The sequence below is a fragment of the Mesorhizobium sp. B2-4-13 genome (assembly GCF_006658535.1).
Lineage (GTDB): Bacteria > Pseudomonadota > Alphaproteobacteria > Rhizobiales > Rhizobiaceae > Mesorhizobium > Mesorhizobium australicum.
The window spans coordinates 93,524-110,270 of record NZ_VFVB01000011.1; the positions used below are offsets into that span (position 1 = coordinate 93,524).

14 protein-coding genes are annotated in these 16,747 nt (G+C 61.7%); 6 read left to right on the forward strand and 8 right to left on the reverse strand.

The window, feature by feature from the left end; all coding sequences use genetic code 11:
* Nucleotides 1-146 precede the first annotated feature (146 nt).
* Together FJ936_RS25390 and gmk are read left to right on the forward strand one after the other, a co-directional pair.
* Nucleotides 147-1,037 (forward strand): YicC/YloC family endoribonuclease, encoded by an 891-nt coding sequence (locus FJ936_RS25390; RefSeq protein ID WP_015318502.1) that lies wholly within the window; start codon nt 147-149, stop codon nt 1,035-1,037.
* A gap of 21 nt (nt 1,038-1,058) precedes the next feature.
* Nucleotides 1,059-1,715 carry a guanylate kinase gene (gene gmk / locus FJ936_RS25395; protein WP_023773399.1) on the forward strand — a complete coding sequence of 219 codons (657 nt, stop codon included), beginning with the start codon at nt 1,059-1,061 and terminating at the stop codon, nt 1,713-1,715.
* 50 nt (nt 1,716-1,765) lie between these two features.
* Here gmk and rsmA read toward each other — a convergent pair whose 3' ends face one another.
* From rsmA to lptF, 6 genes are all read right to left on the reverse strand, one after another.
* Complete coding sequence (gene rsmA, locus FJ936_RS25400; protein WP_140726363.1) at nt 1,766-2,602, reverse strand: 16S rRNA (adenine(1518)-N(6)/adenine(1519)-N(6))-dimethyltransferase RsmA; 837 nt, start codon at nt 2,600-2,602, stop codon at nt 1,766-1,768.
* Complete coding sequence (gene pdxA, locus FJ936_RS25405) at nt 2,599-3,615, reverse strand: 4-hydroxythreonine-4-phosphate dehydrogenase PdxA (RefSeq protein ID WP_181171406.1); 1,017 nt, start codon at nt 3,613-3,615, stop codon at nt 2,599-2,601. The genes rsmA and pdxA overlap by 4 nt, the downstream gene beginning before the upstream one ends.
* Nucleotides 3,616-3,628: 13 nt before the next feature.
* On the reverse strand, nt 3,629-4,561 hold the full coding sequence (locus FJ936_RS25410; protein WP_181171404.1) for a peptidylprolyl isomerase: 933 nt from the start codon (nt 4,559-4,561) through the stop codon (nt 3,629-3,631).
* A 101-nt stretch (nt 4,562-4,662) separates the two neighbouring features.
* Nucleotides 4,663-7,107 carry an LPS-assembly protein LptD gene (locus tag FJ936_RS25415; RefSeq protein WP_181171403.1) on the reverse strand — a complete coding sequence of 815 codons (2,445 nt, stop codon included), beginning with the start codon at nt 7,105-7,107 and terminating at the stop codon, nt 4,663-4,665.
* Entirely contained in the window at nt 7,107-8,192 is a 1,086-nt protein-coding gene (gene lptG, locus FJ936_RS25420) for an LPS export ABC transporter permease LptG (RefSeq protein WP_181171237.1), read from the reverse strand. Before lptG ends, FJ936_RS25415 begins: the two co-directional genes overlap by 1 nt.
* The gene (gene lptF / locus FJ936_RS25425; RefSeq protein ID WP_015318495.1) at nt 8,189-9,391 is read right to left on the reverse strand and encodes an LPS export ABC transporter permease LptF; all 1,203 of its coding nucleotides are present in this window, start codon (nt 9,389-9,391) and stop codon (nt 8,189-8,191) included. The genes lptG and lptF overlap by 4 nt, the downstream gene beginning before the upstream one ends.
* A 364-nt stretch (nt 9,392-9,755) precedes the next feature.
* On the opposite strand from lptF, the gene FJ936_RS25430 reads away from it, so the two are divergent.
* Nucleotides 9,756-11,303, forward strand: coding sequence for a leucyl aminopeptidase (locus FJ936_RS25430; RefSeq protein WP_141907128.1), 1,548 nt, complete (start codon nt 9,756-9,758; stop codon nt 11,301-11,303).
* Nucleotides 11,304-11,312: 9 nt separating this feature from the next.
* Nucleotides 11,313-11,762, forward strand: a complete 450-nt coding sequence (locus tag FJ936_RS25435) for a DNA polymerase III subunit chi (RefSeq protein WP_141907129.1) — start codon at nt 11,313-11,315, stop codon at nt 11,760-11,762.
* Nucleotides 11,763-11,906: 144 nt separating this feature from the next.
* Here the strand turns inward: FJ936_RS25435 and FJ936_RS25440 are convergent, their stop codons facing one another.
* Nucleotides 11,907-12,425, reverse strand: coding sequence for a DUF995 domain-containing protein (locus FJ936_RS25440; protein ID WP_015318492.1), 519 nt, complete (start codon nt 12,423-12,425; stop codon nt 11,907-11,909).
* Nucleotides 12,426-12,556: 131 nt separating this feature from the next.
* On the reverse strand, nt 12,557-13,480 hold the full coding sequence (locus tag FJ936_RS25445) for a glycoside hydrolase family 26 protein (protein WP_015318491.1): 924 nt from the start codon (nt 13,478-13,480) through the stop codon (nt 12,557-12,559).
* Between the two features lie 613 nt (nt 13,481-14,093).
* On the opposite strand from FJ936_RS25445, the gene FJ936_RS25450 reads away from it, so the two are divergent.
* Both FJ936_RS25450 and FJ936_RS25455 read left to right on the forward strand, forming a co-directional pair.
* Nucleotides 14,094-15,974, forward strand: a complete 1,881-nt coding sequence (locus FJ936_RS25450) for a cellulose synthase catalytic subunit (RefSeq protein ID WP_141907130.1) — start codon at nt 14,094-14,096, stop codon at nt 15,972-15,974.
* Between the two features lie 330 nt (nt 15,975-16,304).
* Complete coding sequence (locus tag FJ936_RS25455) at nt 16,305-16,721, forward strand: hypothetical protein (protein ID WP_141907131.1); 417 nt, start codon at nt 16,305-16,307, stop codon at nt 16,719-16,721.
* Nucleotides 16,722-16,747: the final 26 nt, after the last annotated feature.

The window sequence follows — 16,747 nt, forward strand, 5'->3', positions numbered from 1 at the left end:
GTTGCCTGGAAGGCGGCGGCCTGACATTTGAAGAACGCCAGGCGTCCAATTTCGACGTATTCGCGGAATGGTCATTTTAAGTTAAGCCGCACTCGTCCCTCCGGAAAACCGGTTTCGGGGTGAGGCGCTAGGGATGTGCAGGCGACATGAATTTGCAGAGCATGACTGGTTTTGCGCGCGCCGTCGCCGAGCATGACGGCACCTCCATTGCCTGGGAAGTCAAATCCGTCAACGGCAAGAGCGTCGAGGTGCGGTTGCGGCTGCCTCAGGGGTTCGAGCGGTTGGAGCCTGTGCTTCGGCAAACGCTGCAGAAGCGTTTCGCGCGCGGCAACTTCCAGGCGACGCTGACCATCGGCCGTGCCGCCGGCGCGCAGGCGCAACCTGTGGTCAACGAGGTGTTTTTGAAGGATCTTGCCGGCCTGGCCAAGCGATTGCAGGAACAGTTCGGCGTTGCGCCCGCAACGGCTGACGGTTTGCTGTCGCTGCGTGGTGTGCTCGACGTTCCCGAAACCATCGAAACCGACGAGGCGCGGGCCGCGCTCGACACCGCCATTATGGCCGCGCTCGACGTGGCGCTGAACGGCCTGGAACAGGCCCGGCAAGGCGAAGGTGCCGCATTGGCCCTGCTTTTGTCCGGTCATATCGACGTCATCGAGACACTGACCCTGCGCGCGGAAGCGGATCCGTCGCGCGATACGGCGGCGATCCGCGAACGCATCGCCGAGCAGGTCAGGCTGTTGATGGATGCATCCGCCAATCTGGATGCAAGCCGATTGCACATGGAGGCGGCGTTTCTTGCCACCAAGGCCGATATTCGCGAGGAGATCGACCGGCTGAAAACGCATGTCGCATCTGGCCGGGCCTTGCTCGAGGGCGGCGGCGCCGTTGGCCGCAAGCTCGATTTTCTGGCACAGGAATTTAACCGCGAATCGAATACGCTGTGTTCGAAGTCGAATGCCGCCGCCGTCACCGCGATCGGACTGGAACTGAAGGCGGTCGTCGATCAGTTTCGTGAACAGGTCCAGAATCTGGAGTAGCCGATGGTTGCCAAGGAACCGATGGTTGCCAGGGATTTGGGGTCCCGCATCCGCCGCCGGGGGTTGATGCTCGTCCTGTCGTCACCATCGGGTGCCGGCAAGTCGACGATCGCTCGCAACCTTCTGGAGAGCGATTCCAGCCTCGAACTGTCAGTCTCGGTCACCACAAGGCCTCGCCGCGGCTCGGAAATCGAGGGCGTTCACTACCATTTCCGCACGATGCGCGAATTCGAGCGGCTGCGTGATTCCGACGCGCTGCTCGAATGGGCCGAGGTGCATGGCAATTGCTATGCGACGCCGCGCGAACCTGCCGAATTGGCGCTGGCGCAGGGACGCGACATGCTGTTCGACATCGACTGGCAGGGCGCCCAGCAACTCAAGGAGAAGATGCGCGCCGACATCGTCTCGATCTTCATCCTGCCTCCGTCGATGAAGGAATTGAAGGCTCGGCTGAAGCGCCGCGCCGAGGATCAGGAAGCAGTCATCGAAACGCGGCTGAAGAACGCCCGCAACGAGATCGAGCACTGGAAGGAATATGACTTCGTCATCGTCAACGACGATCTAGACCGTGCTTTCGCCGAAGTACGCGGCATCGTCGTGGCCGAGCGGCTGCGCCGCGACCGCCGGCCAGGTCTTTTCGATTTCGTGTCGGGCTTGCTGGACGAGAAGACGGATTGACCGCTTTTTTCCTTCTCCCGGATAGCCCTGCGTGAGCGGCGAGAAGAGAGCTACACCGCATTAGTCAGCCGCACGAACTCCTCGACGCTAAGCGTTTCGGCGCGTCGTGTCGGGTCGATCCCCACTCGTTCGAGCAAGGCCTCGCCGCCGAGGCTTTTCACGCTCTGCCGTAGCATTTTTCGGCGTTGGCCGAAGGCGGCTTCCGTGACCCGAGCGAGTTTCTTCACATCGGCGGGCAGGGGTGTCGCGCGGGGCTCGAGATGCACCACCGAAGAGGTGACCTTGGGCGGTGGCGTGAAGGCCTGAGGCGGCACGTCGAAGGCGATCCTGGCCTGCGTGCGCCAGCCAGCGAGCACACCCAGCCTGCCATAGGCGTCGCTGTCGGGCGCTGCGACGATACGCTGGGCGACCTCGCGCTGGAACATCAATGTCATCGAGGCGTAAAAGGGCGGCCAGTCCGTGACCGTCAGCCATCGGACCAGCAGTTCCGTGCCGATGTTGTAGGGCAGATTGGCCACGATCCGCACCTGCCTACTATCTCCAGCCGCCGCGGCGAGGGCGGCGAAGTCGGTCTTCAGCGCGTCGCCCGAAATCACCTCCAGCCGGCCGGGGTAATGAGCCGAGACTTCGGCAAGCGCTGCCAGGCAGCGTTCGTCGCGCTCTATGGCGACGACCCGGCGGGCGCCGTTGGAAAGCAGCGCTCGCGTCAGCCCTCCGGGCCCGGGCCCGACCTCGATCACTGTGGCATTTGTCAGGTCGCCGGCGCTGCGCGCGATCTTGCCTGTCAAATTGAGGTCGAGCAGGAAGTTCTGCCCAAGCGCCTTTTTCGCCTGCAGTCCATGACGCTCGATGACGTCGCGCAGCGGTGGCAGCCCATCGATGCTCATGCGGCCGCCGCCCTTGCGTCGGTGTCGGCGAGTTTTCTGGCGAGCTTCAGCGCCGCGATCAGGCTGTCGGGCCGCGCAATGCCCTCGCCGGCGATGTCGAAGGCGGTGCCGTGGTCGGGCGAGGTGCGGATGAAGGGCAGCCCCAGCGTGACGTTGACCGCCTCGTCGAAGGCCAGCGCCTTGGCCGGGATCAAGGCCTGATCGTGATACATGCAAAGCGCCGCGTCGTAGCCCGCCCGCGCCCGGGCATGGAACAGCGTGTCGGCGGGCAGGGGGCCGAAAGCATCGATGCCTTCGGCGCGCAGGATGTCGACCGCCGGGCGCACGATGTGCTCGTCTTCCGTGCCCATGGAGCCGCCTTCGCCGGCATGCGGATTGAGGCCGGCAATGGCGAGCCGCGGCCTGGCGATGCCGAAGCGGCTGGCAAGGTCGGCCGCGGTGATGCGCGCGGTCGCGACGATCAATTCGGTGCTCAGGACTTTCGGCACCTCGGCCAGGGCGATGTGGATGGTGATGGGAACCGTGCGCAGGTCGGGGCCTGCCAGCATCATTACCGGCATCGCCTCGACGCCGCTGTGCCGAGCCGCGAGATGCGCCAGATATTCGGTGTGGCCGGGAAAAAGGAAGCCCGCATCATAGAGCGGCTTCTTGGCAATCGGGCAGGTCACGACCGCGGCGGCCTCACCGGCAAGGCAGGCGGCGACCGCTCGGTCGATCGCTTCGACGGTGCCGGCCGCATTGGCCGGGTCCGGCCGGCCGGGGCTGTCGATGAAGCGCGCCGTCAGCGGAACGATCGGCAAGGCGTGGCCAAAGACCTCGATCGCCTGCACCGGCGTCACCTCCTCGACGGGCAGCAAAACGCCAAGGTGGCGCGCGCGCGCGGCGACCACAGCCGGGTCGGCCAGCAGATAGAACGGGGGCAAGCTGACAGCGTCACGCGCAAGGAAGGCGGCGATGGCTATTTCAGGGCCGATACCGGATGGGTCGCCGACACTCAACGCCAGCGCGGTCATCGCGCTACTCACGTCAGCGCTTGACGATGCGGGCTTTGGCCTTCAGTTCGTCGACATATTTCTTGCTGAGATCGTCGGCGGCCTTGTCGTTGGAGCCTTCGCTCTGGAACACCATCTGGGCGGTCTTGTCGTCCGACACTTCGCGCGACGAGCAGATGCCGATGAATTCGACGCCGCGTTCGGTCTCGCGCGTAACGGTGGCGCCGCCGACCTTGGTCGCTTTGATTTGCTCGGCCCAGTCTGGCGGCAGTTGCGGCGCCAGAACCCGGCCGAGATCACGAACCGTGACGTCGATCAGGCCCTTGGCGAACTCGCGCGTCGTGTTGCAGCCGTTGAAGCGAGCGCGCATGGCGTCGGCCTCGCGCTTGCGCTTGGCCAGCGTCGCGCTGCGTTCGGCCGCCGGCACGACGAAGATGACCTGCTGCAGCATGTATTCCATGGCGCTCGGCTTGGCGCCGCCCTTGTCGAGCATGCGTCGCACCGCGTCCTGTTCGGTCACGCTGCCGCCTTCGCCGGAACGGTAGCGCGCGCTCAAGGCCTGGTTCCAGGCCATCTGGGCGCGGATGAACTCCTTGAAATGGTCCTTGCCGACGCCGGATTTTTCCATGACGCCGTCGAGCTGGCCGCGCTGCATCTTGTTGTTGGTGGCAAAGCGCTGATAGGCGGCCTCGACCTGTGCATCGCTGATGCGGATACCAAGCCGCCTGGCCTCGGCGAGCCGCAGCGTCTGGTCGATCATTTCCTGGCCAGCATCACCCTTTTTGCGCTGCAGCTTCAAGAAGGCGGCACGATGGGCGATATCACCGGTGGTGATAGGCATGTCGTTGACGACGTATTTGATCTCGCTGGCGAAAGCCGGCGGCGTCATGACGGTCATTGATACGGACGTCGCCGCCACAAGCAACGCGAACCCTGCTGAAAAGAGGTATTTCCTCATCCTTGGCATCCCAATTCTATTCCCGGCTCCGCCCGTTCCGTCCCCTTCCGGATGCCCCTTCCGGATGCGCGAATCCGTGCCAGCCCTATGCGGCGAAACGATGTCGCCGCCTATTGGATGGTGTCGACTCCGTTGCTCGACGAGCCGAAGTCGCCGAGGGTGCGGAACGAGAGGTTGAATCCGATGCTTTGCGTCACTTCCCTGGTGTTCAGGTCACGCGACTGTGCGTACGTCATCAGATAGGTGAAGCAGGAATCGTTGTAGGCGAAGCCCACCCCGTCCTTGACCAGCAGGCCCTCCTGCAAATCGTAGGTTCCTGTCCCGAACACGCGCCAGTTCTCGGCAAGATGCGTGGATGCGCCGAGCGTTACCTCGTGACGGTCGGTGGTGAAACCGTAGAGCGGCTGGGCCTGGATGAAGGCATACTTGGCGCTCAACGACACCGGCAGGCCGGAATAGGCAGCTTTCAGCTCGGCGCGGCGGATCTCGAAGCTCTGTTCGTCGAACCGGCCGCTGACCGAGGCCGCGAATCCATTGGGGCTGGTTATGCCAAACAGGCCGACATAGTCGGACTTGGTGGTCTCAAGGCCTGAATTTGCGCCGACATTGACCAGGTCGGGGGCCGCGAAGGAGTTCTCGCCGCCAATCTGATAGGATTGGCCGAAGATGGCATTGGTCCCCCAGCCATTGATGTAGGAACCGGAATAGCGCAGCCCGACATTGGCACGCGAGCCGCCCTCGATACGGTCATAACCGGAGAACTTGTCGCGCTCGAACAGCGTGGTCGCATCGAAAACCATGCTCTGCGCGTCTTCATTGGGAATGGAGAGGCCGCCGACATACTGTTCGTTCGGACGCAGGAACACCTGTGCCATCGGCTCGACAACGTGGCTCGACCCGCTGGCCAGCGAGAACAACAGCGGCCAGCTCATCTCGATCCCGGCGGTCGCCATGTAGCGGGCAAAGGACGAGCGCATGTCTTCGCTGGTATTTATCACAGGGTTGGCGGCCATCTCCTGAATGGCCGCAAGCGAAGCTGATGAAGCGCGGACGTAATCAACGTCGCCCTGGAATGCCAGCAGCGGTGTCAATACCAGCCCATCATCGGTGACGAAGCTCCGTTTCCACTCGGCCTCGGCGGTGAGGCGGCCGGACTCGCCTTCGATGCCGCGCACGCGCTGAGCAAGCGTAGAAGAGTCGTATGGCGTGTTGAAAGCCTCGTCGAGATCTTCGCGGCGGATGACGCGCGTGTTGACGTTGAGCGACAACTGGCCGCCGGCGACCGATGTGTCGGGGATATAGGCATAGTCGAGCGAGGGCAGCACCCACGGCTGCTGGCCGCTCCGCGCGGCGGCATTGTCGTTCGGCGTATCTTCCTGGACCTCGAAATGCATGGCGCGCACGTCGAAATAATTACGGTCGTTGAGACCAGTCAGGTAGACCGAGGACTGATGGACATACGAATTGTACTTGGCGATGTTGTAGGTATTCGAGAAATTCTTATCGGTCTGCAGCAACACGTCCCAGCCGAAATTCCAGCGTTCGTTGATGGCGAACTGCCCTTGCGTGCCCATCATGCCGCGGAACTTGTTCGGATCGCCCACCGCGCCGGAATCGATATTGTGGCCAGCGGTCGAGGGGAACGCGGCGCTGTCGAGGAAGGCGTCCGGATTCTGCTGCTGGATCCCGGCGACCTTAAATGTGTATTCGCCGTTGTTGAAGCGCTGGCGCCATTCGGCTTCGCCGAGGAAGCCCTGCTTGGTGTAACCGCTTCCGGTCACCGTCAGATCATATGTCGGCGAAAGGGCGAAATAATAGGGAACCTTGACGCTATACCCCAGATGGCTGTTGTAGCCGATGCTGGGGATCAGGAAGCCGCTCTTGCGCTTCACGGTGGGATCGGCGATCTCGAACGCCGGCAGGTAAGCCAGCGGAAAGCCGAAGAACTCGAAATTCGCGTTCTCGAAGCGAACCGTCTTCTTCTCACCGTTCCAGATGATCTTCCTGGCTTTGACGCGCCATGTCGGCGCCTTGTCGGGCTTGTCCTCGCACGGTTCGCAAGCGGTGTAGACGCCATTGTGGAAGGTGGTCAGCACGCCGCCCATGCGTTCGGCGCTTTCGGCGGCGAAATAGGCCTTGTCGACCGTTTCAACGCGCAGCGCGTTGACGAAACCGTCGGCGAAATCGTCGGTGATGTCGATGTGCTGCGAATTGATCTTGGTGCCGTCGCTGTTGACGATCTCGACATTGCCGCTGGCAACCATCCGCTTGGTGTTGCGGTTGTAGACGACCTTCTGGGCGACGAGGCGGTTGCCGCCGTAGTCGATCTGCACGCCGCCGACGGCGGTCACGGTCTGGTTGTCGTTGTTGTATTCCAGCGTGTCGGCGGCCAGCAGCATCTGCGAACCGGATGGAACGGTGGTCGCCAAGTTGCCGACCTCCTGCGCGAAGGCCGGCAGCGGGACGCCGCAGGCAAGCAGGCACGCCAAGGCGCTCGCCGCATAAAGGCGCGCCAAATGGGCCTGCCTGTCGCTGGGCAAAAACGCCTCCCTCACTAGCCGTCTTCCTTGTATAGCAGGAAAGTCACCCCGAAGAACATAGCTACCACGACCGGCACCCAGGCGGCTATGGCAGTCGGCACGAACCCCGCCACGCCGAACGCCTTCACCAGCACCGAAACGACATAAAGCAGAAACCCGGCAACGACGCCACCCAGAATCATCGTTGCCGATTGTCCCATCCTCGCAAATCGCATTGAAACTGTTGCAGCAATCAGCGTCATGGCGACGAGCAGGAACGGCAACGCCACCAGCGAATCAAACTGCATGGCAAAGGCATTTGCCTTGAGGCCGAAGGAACGGGCAACCTCGATTTTTCCGGGCAGGTCATAGAAGGGAATTGTCTCCGGGCGCGCCAGCCGCTCCTGCACGAATTCCGGCTTCAGATTGGTCTGCACACGATCGCTCGCGACGGGCTGGATGGTGCCGTTCCTGAACGTCTTTACATCCTGCAATTCCCAATAGCCGTCGCGCAGGTAGGCCCGTGCGGCGTCCTTGCGCTCGACGATGTTGCCTTGCTGGTCGAGGATGAAAAACACGGCGTCGGCCATCTCCAGGCCCTGGTCGAGGATGGCCCGCGCGCCGATGATCGTGTCACCGGAACTGGTTTTCTGGCGAATCCAGGGCGCGGCATCGGCTGAAACGGTATTGGACTTGCCGGAGCGCAGCTCGGTCTCGATCTGTTCGGACAAGGAGAAAGCGTGGGCGGCAAGCGGGTTGATGATCCCGACCGACACGACGCCGAACAGCAACGCGCCGATGCAGCACGGCAAAAGGAACTGCCAGGCGGAGACGCCCGCGGACCGCGCGATGACGAGTTCGTAACGCCGGTTGAGCGAAACCAGCGTCGCCATCGCCGAGAACAAGCCGACAAACGGCACCGTCTGCAGCATGATCATGGGCATTCGAAGGCCTGAAATGGCCATCGCCGTCCCATAGGTGAAGCCCGGCAGGCCAGTGGTGCGGCCCGACAATTCCGTGAAATCGATCAGGAACACCAGCGCCAGAAGGCCGATGAAGAACCAGATCGTGATCGCCACGTAACGGAAGAAGAAGTAACGGCCCAGCGTCCAGCCCATCAGCCGACTCCCTGGCCCGAGGTGTCGCGCCTGGACAAACGAGACTTGAGGGCATTCCACCCGTCACCGATGCGGCTGGCCAGGTTTGTCATCCAGTCCGCCCAGGCAACCGGCAGTTCCATGGTCCGGTTCGACACGATGAACCAGATCGCCACCGCGGAAGCCGCGATCGGTATGCCATACACCACATAGGAATATTGCGGGACCTCGTCGGCCTTGCTTGCGGCGAAGAACCCCAGCCAGCGTACGAACAGCGATATCGCGATGGCGGTGATCAGCGGATTGACGCGCGCCTCGCGATGCGAACGCGCGTCTCCCGCGACCGCGAGCGCGATCAGTGCGAAAACCATGGAGTATGTCCATTCCGAAAACCGCTGGTCGATCTCCGCCCGGTACTCCTGCGGACTTTGCTGGTAGTTCTTGTCGTTGGGGCTTGGATTGAGCAGGTACTGGGTGGTCTGGTCTTTTGGCAGGAGCGTCACCTGGTTGGCCGCCGACATGAAGGCTGACATGTCGAAGGCATAGGACGTGAACCGGATAACACTGAGGTCGCCTGTCAGCGTCTTGCGATGGATGACGCCGTCATTCATCATCAGCACCTTTTCGCCGCCCCGCTCGATGATGCTGCCGGTCTTGGCATAATAGACGAGATTGACGCCTTCCTCACGGGAATCGGCGACGAAGATGCCACCCAGCCGGTTGTCGGGAAGCCGCTCGCCAATCTGCAGGAACAGTCCTTCCTCGATCTTGCGGAAGGTGCCTTCCTGAATGATCAGCGACAAAAGGTCGGCGCGCGACTCCGCCACCAGGGCGCGGTTCTTCTGTCGTGCATAGGGGTCGATGCCGTTGTCCACGGCGAATGAAAAGACGCTGGCGGCCAGCGCCAGCAGCATGATCGGCCGCACGATGGTCCAGCGCGAGGCACCCGATGCATTGACCACCGCGAGTTCCGAATCCGAATTCATCACGCTGAGTGTCTGCGCGACCGCCACCACGAGCGCGAAAGGCACGACGATCGGAACGATGGAAGGGAGAATGAGAGACGCGACCTCGAAGAAGGTCAAGGCCGACTGGCCGCTGTCCGTGACCAGATTGATCTTGGCCAGCACCTGCGTCGTCCACACGATGGCCAGCGTCCAGACCAGCGCTGCGATGAAGACAACGAAAGTGCGCCGCATGATGTAGCGTTCAATGACCTTCATGAAGGCTTTACTCGATTTTCTCGAACGGCATCATGCCACCACGCTAAGGGTAGCTGTCCGGCGACGCCCGCACAACTGGCTCCGTTGGGCTGCATCAGGCAGGCGATCCGGTTCCCGTCCCACGTCGCGTGCCGCAGCGGGTCGGAGTGTCGGCGGCAATGGATAAGAAAGGACGAACATCGATGGTTAACAACAGGTTGCGGCATGAAGCGGGGCCGTGCCGCGACGAATCGCCTTCGATTCCACGTCTCATATGGGTAGCCATTTTGGCAAAGTCTTGCCAAATGCCGGAAAACGACCAAATGTCGCGGATCACTTCAAACCGCTTCGCGCAAAGTCGCCCAATCCCCGAAAGCAGGACATGATGAACCCGAGACCGTCGATCGCCTTTGCGAAATTCGCCGCGCCCCAGGCGGCGGCGAGCAGGAAGGGCACGGTCTTCGTGCTGTCGGCGGATAATGGCGGCCTGAGCGATGCGGCCAGGGCTTACGATCCGGGCAAGACGCTGGATCGGGCTTTCCCGATCGCCGAGTTTACCGGCAAGCTCGCCGGCATCGTTGAAATCCTGGCGCCGGAAACGACGTCGCTCGACAGGTTGGTCGCGATCGGCGCCGGCAAGGTCGCGGGGCTCGACGAATATGCCTGGCTGAAGCTCGGCGGCACCATTGCGGCATCGCTGCGCAAGGCAACCGACGTGGCCGTGGTGCTCGACCTGGCCGGCGCTTCGCCCGATGGCAAGGACGCCGCGAACCTCGCGGCGGGCATTCTTTTGCGCAGCTATTCCTTCGACAAGTACAAGACCAGGAAGGATAAGGACGACGGCCAAGGGGGCGGCCAGGGGGGCGGCCAAGGGAACGGTAAGCCCGATCCGAAAAAGCCGGTCAAGGTGACCATCCATACCGCCGACCCCGCAGGCGCCAAGAAAGCATTCAGCGATGCCGAGGCGGTGATCGACGGTGTGCTTCTGGCACGCGATCTCGTCAACGAACCGGCAAACGTGCTGGGACCTGTCGAGTTCGCCGCCCGCGCCAAGGAACTCGAGGCACTCGGCGTCAACGTCGAGATCCTGACCGAGAAGGAGATGAAGAAGCTCGGCATGGGCTCGCTGCTCGGCGTCGCGCAAGGCTCGCCCCGGGGCGCCCGCATGGCGGTCATGCAGTGGAACGGCGGCAAGCCGAAGGACAGGCCCGTCGCCTTCGTCGGCAAGGGTGTCACATTCGACACCGGCGGCAATTCGATCAAGCCGGCCTCGGGCATGGAGGACATGAAGGGCGACATGGGCGGGGCCGCCGCCGTGACCGGGTTGATGCATGCGCTTGCCGCGCGCAAAGCCAAGGCCAATGTCGTCGGCATCATCGGTCTTGTCGAAAACGCGGTCGACGGTCATGCCCAGCGCCCCGGCGACATCGTCACCTCCATGTCCGGACAGACCATCGAGGTGCTCAACACCGACGCGGAGGGGCGCCTCGTTCTGGCCGACGCGCTGTGGTACTGCAACGACCGCTTCCAGCCGAAATTCATGGTCAACCTGGCAACGCTGACCGGCGCCGTCATGGTTGCGCTCGGCCTGCATTATGCCGGCCTGTTCTCCAACGACGACGAACTGGCGCAAAGGCTGACCGCGGCCGGACAGTCAACGCAGGAACGGCTGTGGCGCATGCCGCTCGGCGCTGAATACGACAAGCTGATCGATTCCAAGAACGCCGACATGAAGAACATCGGCGGCCGCTACGGCGGCGCGATCATTGCCGCGCAGTTCCTGCAGCGCTTCGTCAAGGACACGCCCTGGGCGCATCTCGATATTGCCGGGACCGCGATGGGCTCGCCGTTGAACGAGATCAACCAGTCCTGGGGTTCGGGTTTCGGCGTTCGGCTGCTGGACCGGCTGGTGCGTGATCACTACGAGAGCTGACGTTCGTCCATGGCCGATGTGCTGTTCTACCATCTGACCGAATCGACGCTGGAGGATGCGCTGCCGGGCCTGCTCGAGCGCAGCGTCGATCGCGGCTGGCGCGCCGTGGTGCAGACCGGCACCGAGGAGCGGCGCGACGCGCTCGACCAGCATCTGTGGACTTTCCGCGACGATTCTTTCCTGGCGCACGCGACCGATCGCGAAGCTTATCCCGGTGAACAGCCAATCCTGTTGACCACCGGCGAGGGCAATCCCAACCAAGCCAAGATCAGGTTCCTCGTAGACGGCGCGGCTCCGCCCGACCTCGGCGGCTATGAGCGTGCGGTGTTCCTGTTCGACGGCCATGACGCGGCCCAGGTCGAGATGGCCCGGGCGCATTGGAAGACGATGAAGGACGCCGGCCACGCCGTGACCTACTGGCAGCAAGCCGCGGACCGCCGCTGGGAGCGCAAGGCGTAGAGCAATTCCACGGAAAGTGTGGACCTATCCCGGGAAAAGCGCGCAGCGCCTTGCCTGGCGAATTGCGCTAGAACGAAGAGCAGTTCGACGTTCGCCTGGAAACGATGAACAACTCCAGCCCGGCGGCTTTCGCGGAGGACGGTTCTAAAGCCTTGCCTTGATCCGTGTCTGTTTCCTGGTGACGTAGTCGCCGTATTTCAATTTCGCGGACTCGTCCGACCGGTTCCGATGCGAACTCCTGAAAACGTACCACTCGCCATCAGGCGACTTGCGCTTGTAGATCGCCTTGCCGGTCTGGCGATGCTCGAAGCAGGTCATTGAGCCCTTCACGCCCCAGGAGCCGTGCCATTGCGCGCGGTAGCACAACTTGCCGCCGCCGGGGATGAACCATATCCCGTCGCCATAGCCCGGCTGGCCCTTTTCCGTCGACCAGGCGTTAAATTGCCGCTGCCTGACGGCAAAGAACGCGGCCCCGTGATTGCCCCACATCCACGAACGGTTCTGATAGATCTGGTAGACGCCTTCGTCGGGCACCACGGCGCCCTTTTGCGCCTGCTCGGCGATTTTGGCCGCTGTCTTGGCTGTCGCGGGGACCTGTAAGGCAAGAACAAGAACGGAGCAGGCGAATGCCGCTCCAAGACAATTACCCAGCACTCGTTTCACGGAACTACTCCACGGACTGATTCACGCCACGCCTCACCATCATGCCGAAACGCTGGTTCGGCATGGATGGCAAACAAACAGAAAGATGGAGATCCATCCCGATCGTGTCGGGACGCATCGGGACGACGCGTCTACGGCAGGACGTGCTGGGTCACCCTCCAGTCGGGCAGACCATAGCCCCCCAGCCACGGCCACACTTCCTTCTGGTTGAAGTAGACAACTGAAGTCAGCGCCGGGAACTCCGCATAGGACTTGCGAGAATCGTCCTGCCACTTCGAAACATAGTCCTGCTTGCCGACATAGCCGAGTTCCGCCACCACGATCGGCTTGTTGAACCCCGCAACGCGATCATAGCCTGGCTTCAGCAACTCGGCGAACGTACGGTCGTGACCGGCCTCGTCGTTGTCCTTTTTCTGCAGGCCGAACACCGACAGGCCGATCACGTCGACATAGTCGTCACCAGGGTAGTATTTTTCCAAGCCTTCATCGCCTTTGGGCGACCACATATATTTGGCCGTGGGGGCGGCCTTGCGGCAGATATCGACTTCGCGCTTGTAGGCGGAAATCCAGTCCTTCGGTGCCCAGTTGGCCCAGGTGAAGCGACCGTTCTTGTCTTCCATTTCTTGCGCCCAGCGAATGGTCACCGGGCTTTTCATCTGTCCCACCAAGCCGCAGATCGCCTGCATATTGGCATCATATCTGCCGCCCAATATGCCGTCTCGCAGCTCGGGCGGGGTGATGCGCCAGTCCTTCGACCAGGTCCACGGCTCGATCGTGATCAACAGCGAGCGCCCGCGCTGCTGGGCATAAGCATCGGCCAGAGGCAGCGTCGATAAATCGACGTCTTCCCAAGGCAGGAACAGTTCCTCGATGCTGGCGGTCTTGTCATTGGTGAAATCGCCATACGGATCGTACGACCCGAATGCCGACGCGGCGCTGCTCGTCTGAACGGGGTCCGTCACGGGGACGGAGCCGGCGCCTCCCGCCGTGGGGAACGCGGCGCTTCCGCCCAAAACCAGCGTGACTACAAGCGCATTTGCTGCGGAGCGTTTCATTGTTTGCCTCCCAAGGCCCGACTTCCTACGAAAGCCAAGGCTTCGCCCGGCGCGTTGATGCCTGATCGACACGCCCATCCAACACCCATCGGCTCTATTGGCGTAATCTGCGGGATTTCGGAGCGACCATTGGCGAGTGTGCGAACTTTGCACGGACCCACCCAAAATTATCCCCAAGGCTCCGATACTGAAGAGCTTCAGAGAGAAAGTTCGCCGCGATACTCACAAATTCGCGTCAACATCCCGATATATCATCCCTAGCTAATTTAAGAGCCGGTCGGGGCCAAGAGTCAAGCACAATTAACGGTTGCTTAACCTTGGCGCTCGCAACGTGGTTAACGCTGCTTGTCCTCATCCAGACATGGGGACCATCCCCCTCTCGGTGAATTCCTCAACGCAAAACGTCCGGCTTGCCTGTCCAGCGCTGGTCGGGCGCACGCGACCGCCGGATCGGCCCGGCGCTTCAAAGGCGCTAGGTTAACCAGTTCCCAAGAAGCATAGTTAAGAAGCTCTTAATTTAGTTGACTCTAATAAATTTGCGATGGATTCTGGCGCCGGGGTTGAAGGTTGTCGGCCGTCTTCGGCTGACGCTTAGAGTGGCGGCGGTACGTGTATGAGTGTTTCCGCGGACGTAGCGACCATCAGCGGTAAGACGAGGCCGAAACGCGGGTCTCGGGCGGCTCTGGCCAAGGCGGCGCAGAAGGGCCCTTTTCTGGTTCCCGTCCTGTCTGCCACTCAGCAATGGATCCTGAGGCTGGCGCTGGCATTCTGGTTCGTCACGCTCGGTTTTTTCTGGATCTGGTGGCTAAGGCCCGAGCATGTCGAGTACATCGGGCCATACGCCTTCGCGACGACGGTGCTGGCCTGGCTGACGCTGATGCCGATGTATTTCCTGTTATTCGTGCTTGTGTCGAAAAGGCCGTCCAAATTTTACACGGTCGCTGCGAGTTCGAGTGTGGCGATGGTGGTGACGAAAGCGCCATCCGAACCGTTTTTCGTGGTTGCGCGCACGCTCGAGGCGATGCTTGCGCAGGATTATCCTCACGACACCTGGCTTGCCGACGAGGACCCTTCCGAGGAGACGATCGCATGGTGCGAGGCGCGAAACATCCAGATTTCGACGCGGCGAGGCCGGGAAGACTATCATCGCAAGACCTGGCCGCGCCGAACCCGTTGCAAGGAAGGCAATCTCGCCTTCTTCTATGATCACTACGGCTATGAACGCTACGACTTCGTCGCGCAGATGGACGCCGATCACGTGCCGACGCAGACCTATCTGCGCGAGATGCTGGCGGCCTTCGCCGACCCCGCTGTCGGCTATGTCTCGGCGCCGAGCATTTGCGACAACAATGCCGCCGAGAGTTGGTCGGCCCGCGGCCGACTGTTCGTGGAGGGAATGCTGCACGGCCTGCTGCAGTCCGGCTACACGAGCGTCGGAGCGCCACTGTGCATAGGCTCGCACTATGCAGTGCGCACCGCCGCATTGAAGCAGGCGGGCGGGCTTGGCCCAGAACTGGCCGAAGACCACTCGACCTCCATGCTGATCAACGCGGGGGGCTGGCGCGGCGTGCATGCAATCGACGCCATTGCGCACGGTGATGGCCCGCAGACTTTCGCCGACCTCGTCACTCAGGAATTCCAGTGGTCGAGGAGCCTGACCACCATCCTGCTCGAATACTCGCCCATGTATCTCTCCAAGCTGAGGTTGCGATTGAGGTTGCAGTTCGTTTTCTGCCAGCTTTGGTACCCGCTGTTCGCACTGCTCGCGCTCTCCACGTATCTCATGCCGATCTACGCGCTGTTTTCTGGCCGGAACTTCGCCAATGTGACGTATCTGGATTTCATTCTCCACTATGCGCCGAGTTCGGTTACGCCGATCGTCTTGGTGATGATGTTGAAGGCGTTCGCGCTCTCACGACCGGTAACGGCCAAGGCACTCAGCTGGGAAGGTATGCTGTTTCATTTCTTCGCGCGCTGGCCGTGGGTGCTGGCGGGCACGCTGTCGGCCGTCCGCGACTATCTGACCAAATCGTTTGTCGATTTTCGCGTCACACCGAAGGGCCGCGGCCCGAAGGATCTCCTGCCGGTTCGTGTCGTCATCCCCTATGTGGCGCTTGCCGTCGGTGCGTCGTTGCCCGTGCTCCTTGTACAAAATCCGCAGAGCGCCACGGGTTTTTACTGGTTCGCCGCGTTCAATGCAGCTTTATATAGCCTGCTGACCATCGTGATCATTGCCAAGCACGTCACCGAGAACAAGATTTCCCTGCGGCCGAGTATCGGCAAATTTGTCTTGCAGGCTTCGCTCGCCGGCATGGCTTTAACGGCTCCGCTCGCGGGTTTTTACGGCCGCGGCCTGGAGGGCATTTACGGACTGCAGCAGGGTGCCGGCGCCGTTCATCTCGTCAAGATGGCTTTCCCAGTTTCGGGCGCCGGCATGGGCGAAATCGGCGCCCGCAATTTCTACTTCGATCCAGGTTGGGAAACGCAGCGCTGAGCGTCCCCTAACACCTGCAACAGCCCTTCCGACTCTGCCAGCCTGAGCGCTGATCGCCGTTGCCACCGGCGCGAAGGCTTCGTTTGCCGAAGCACCCCCACGCCAGGCTCCCCGCCAGCCTCCGATGCAATCAATCGAATTTTCGTCATATCCGAGCGAACACCGAAAGACTGTGTTCATTATGCTGTTTGCACGAATTTTAATAAGTTCGTGCTAATATACGTATGCAGATTGAGCGGAGATGATCACTTAAAAAGTGCGGAAAGAAGCAGACTATAAAGTATACCGCCCGCACAAAACCGAGTTATGTTTAAAGCTAGGGAGCCGTAGATGAACAGGTTTATGGAAAGTTTGGCCAACAACGGCAGAAAATATACCTGTGCTGTTGCTGCTTTTGTGCTCGTCTCGATGGTGTCCGGCTGCCAGACCATGGATACAACCAAGACCGGCTCGATCAACGGGCGAACCATCGACTACGGGTTCGGCAAAATGGCCCATCACGCTGGGAAGGTCCATCACGTCAAGACAAAGCTTCTCTACCGCAAACCGCTTACACAGATGAGTGTCGTGACGCGTACCAGGGAGGAGGCCTACGCGGCCTTCGTGCGGCCGCAACGGATTGATAGGCCGGCACCGGTGAAGGTTTCCTACAGCCCGGGCAATGGCGGTCAGTTCCTGGGGCATTCGCCCTGGATTTGCGGCCCGAGCGGTTTCGGCCAGCGCGCCAGCTGCCGTTCGCGTTACTAGAGCATTGGACCTAAATGCATGTCGCC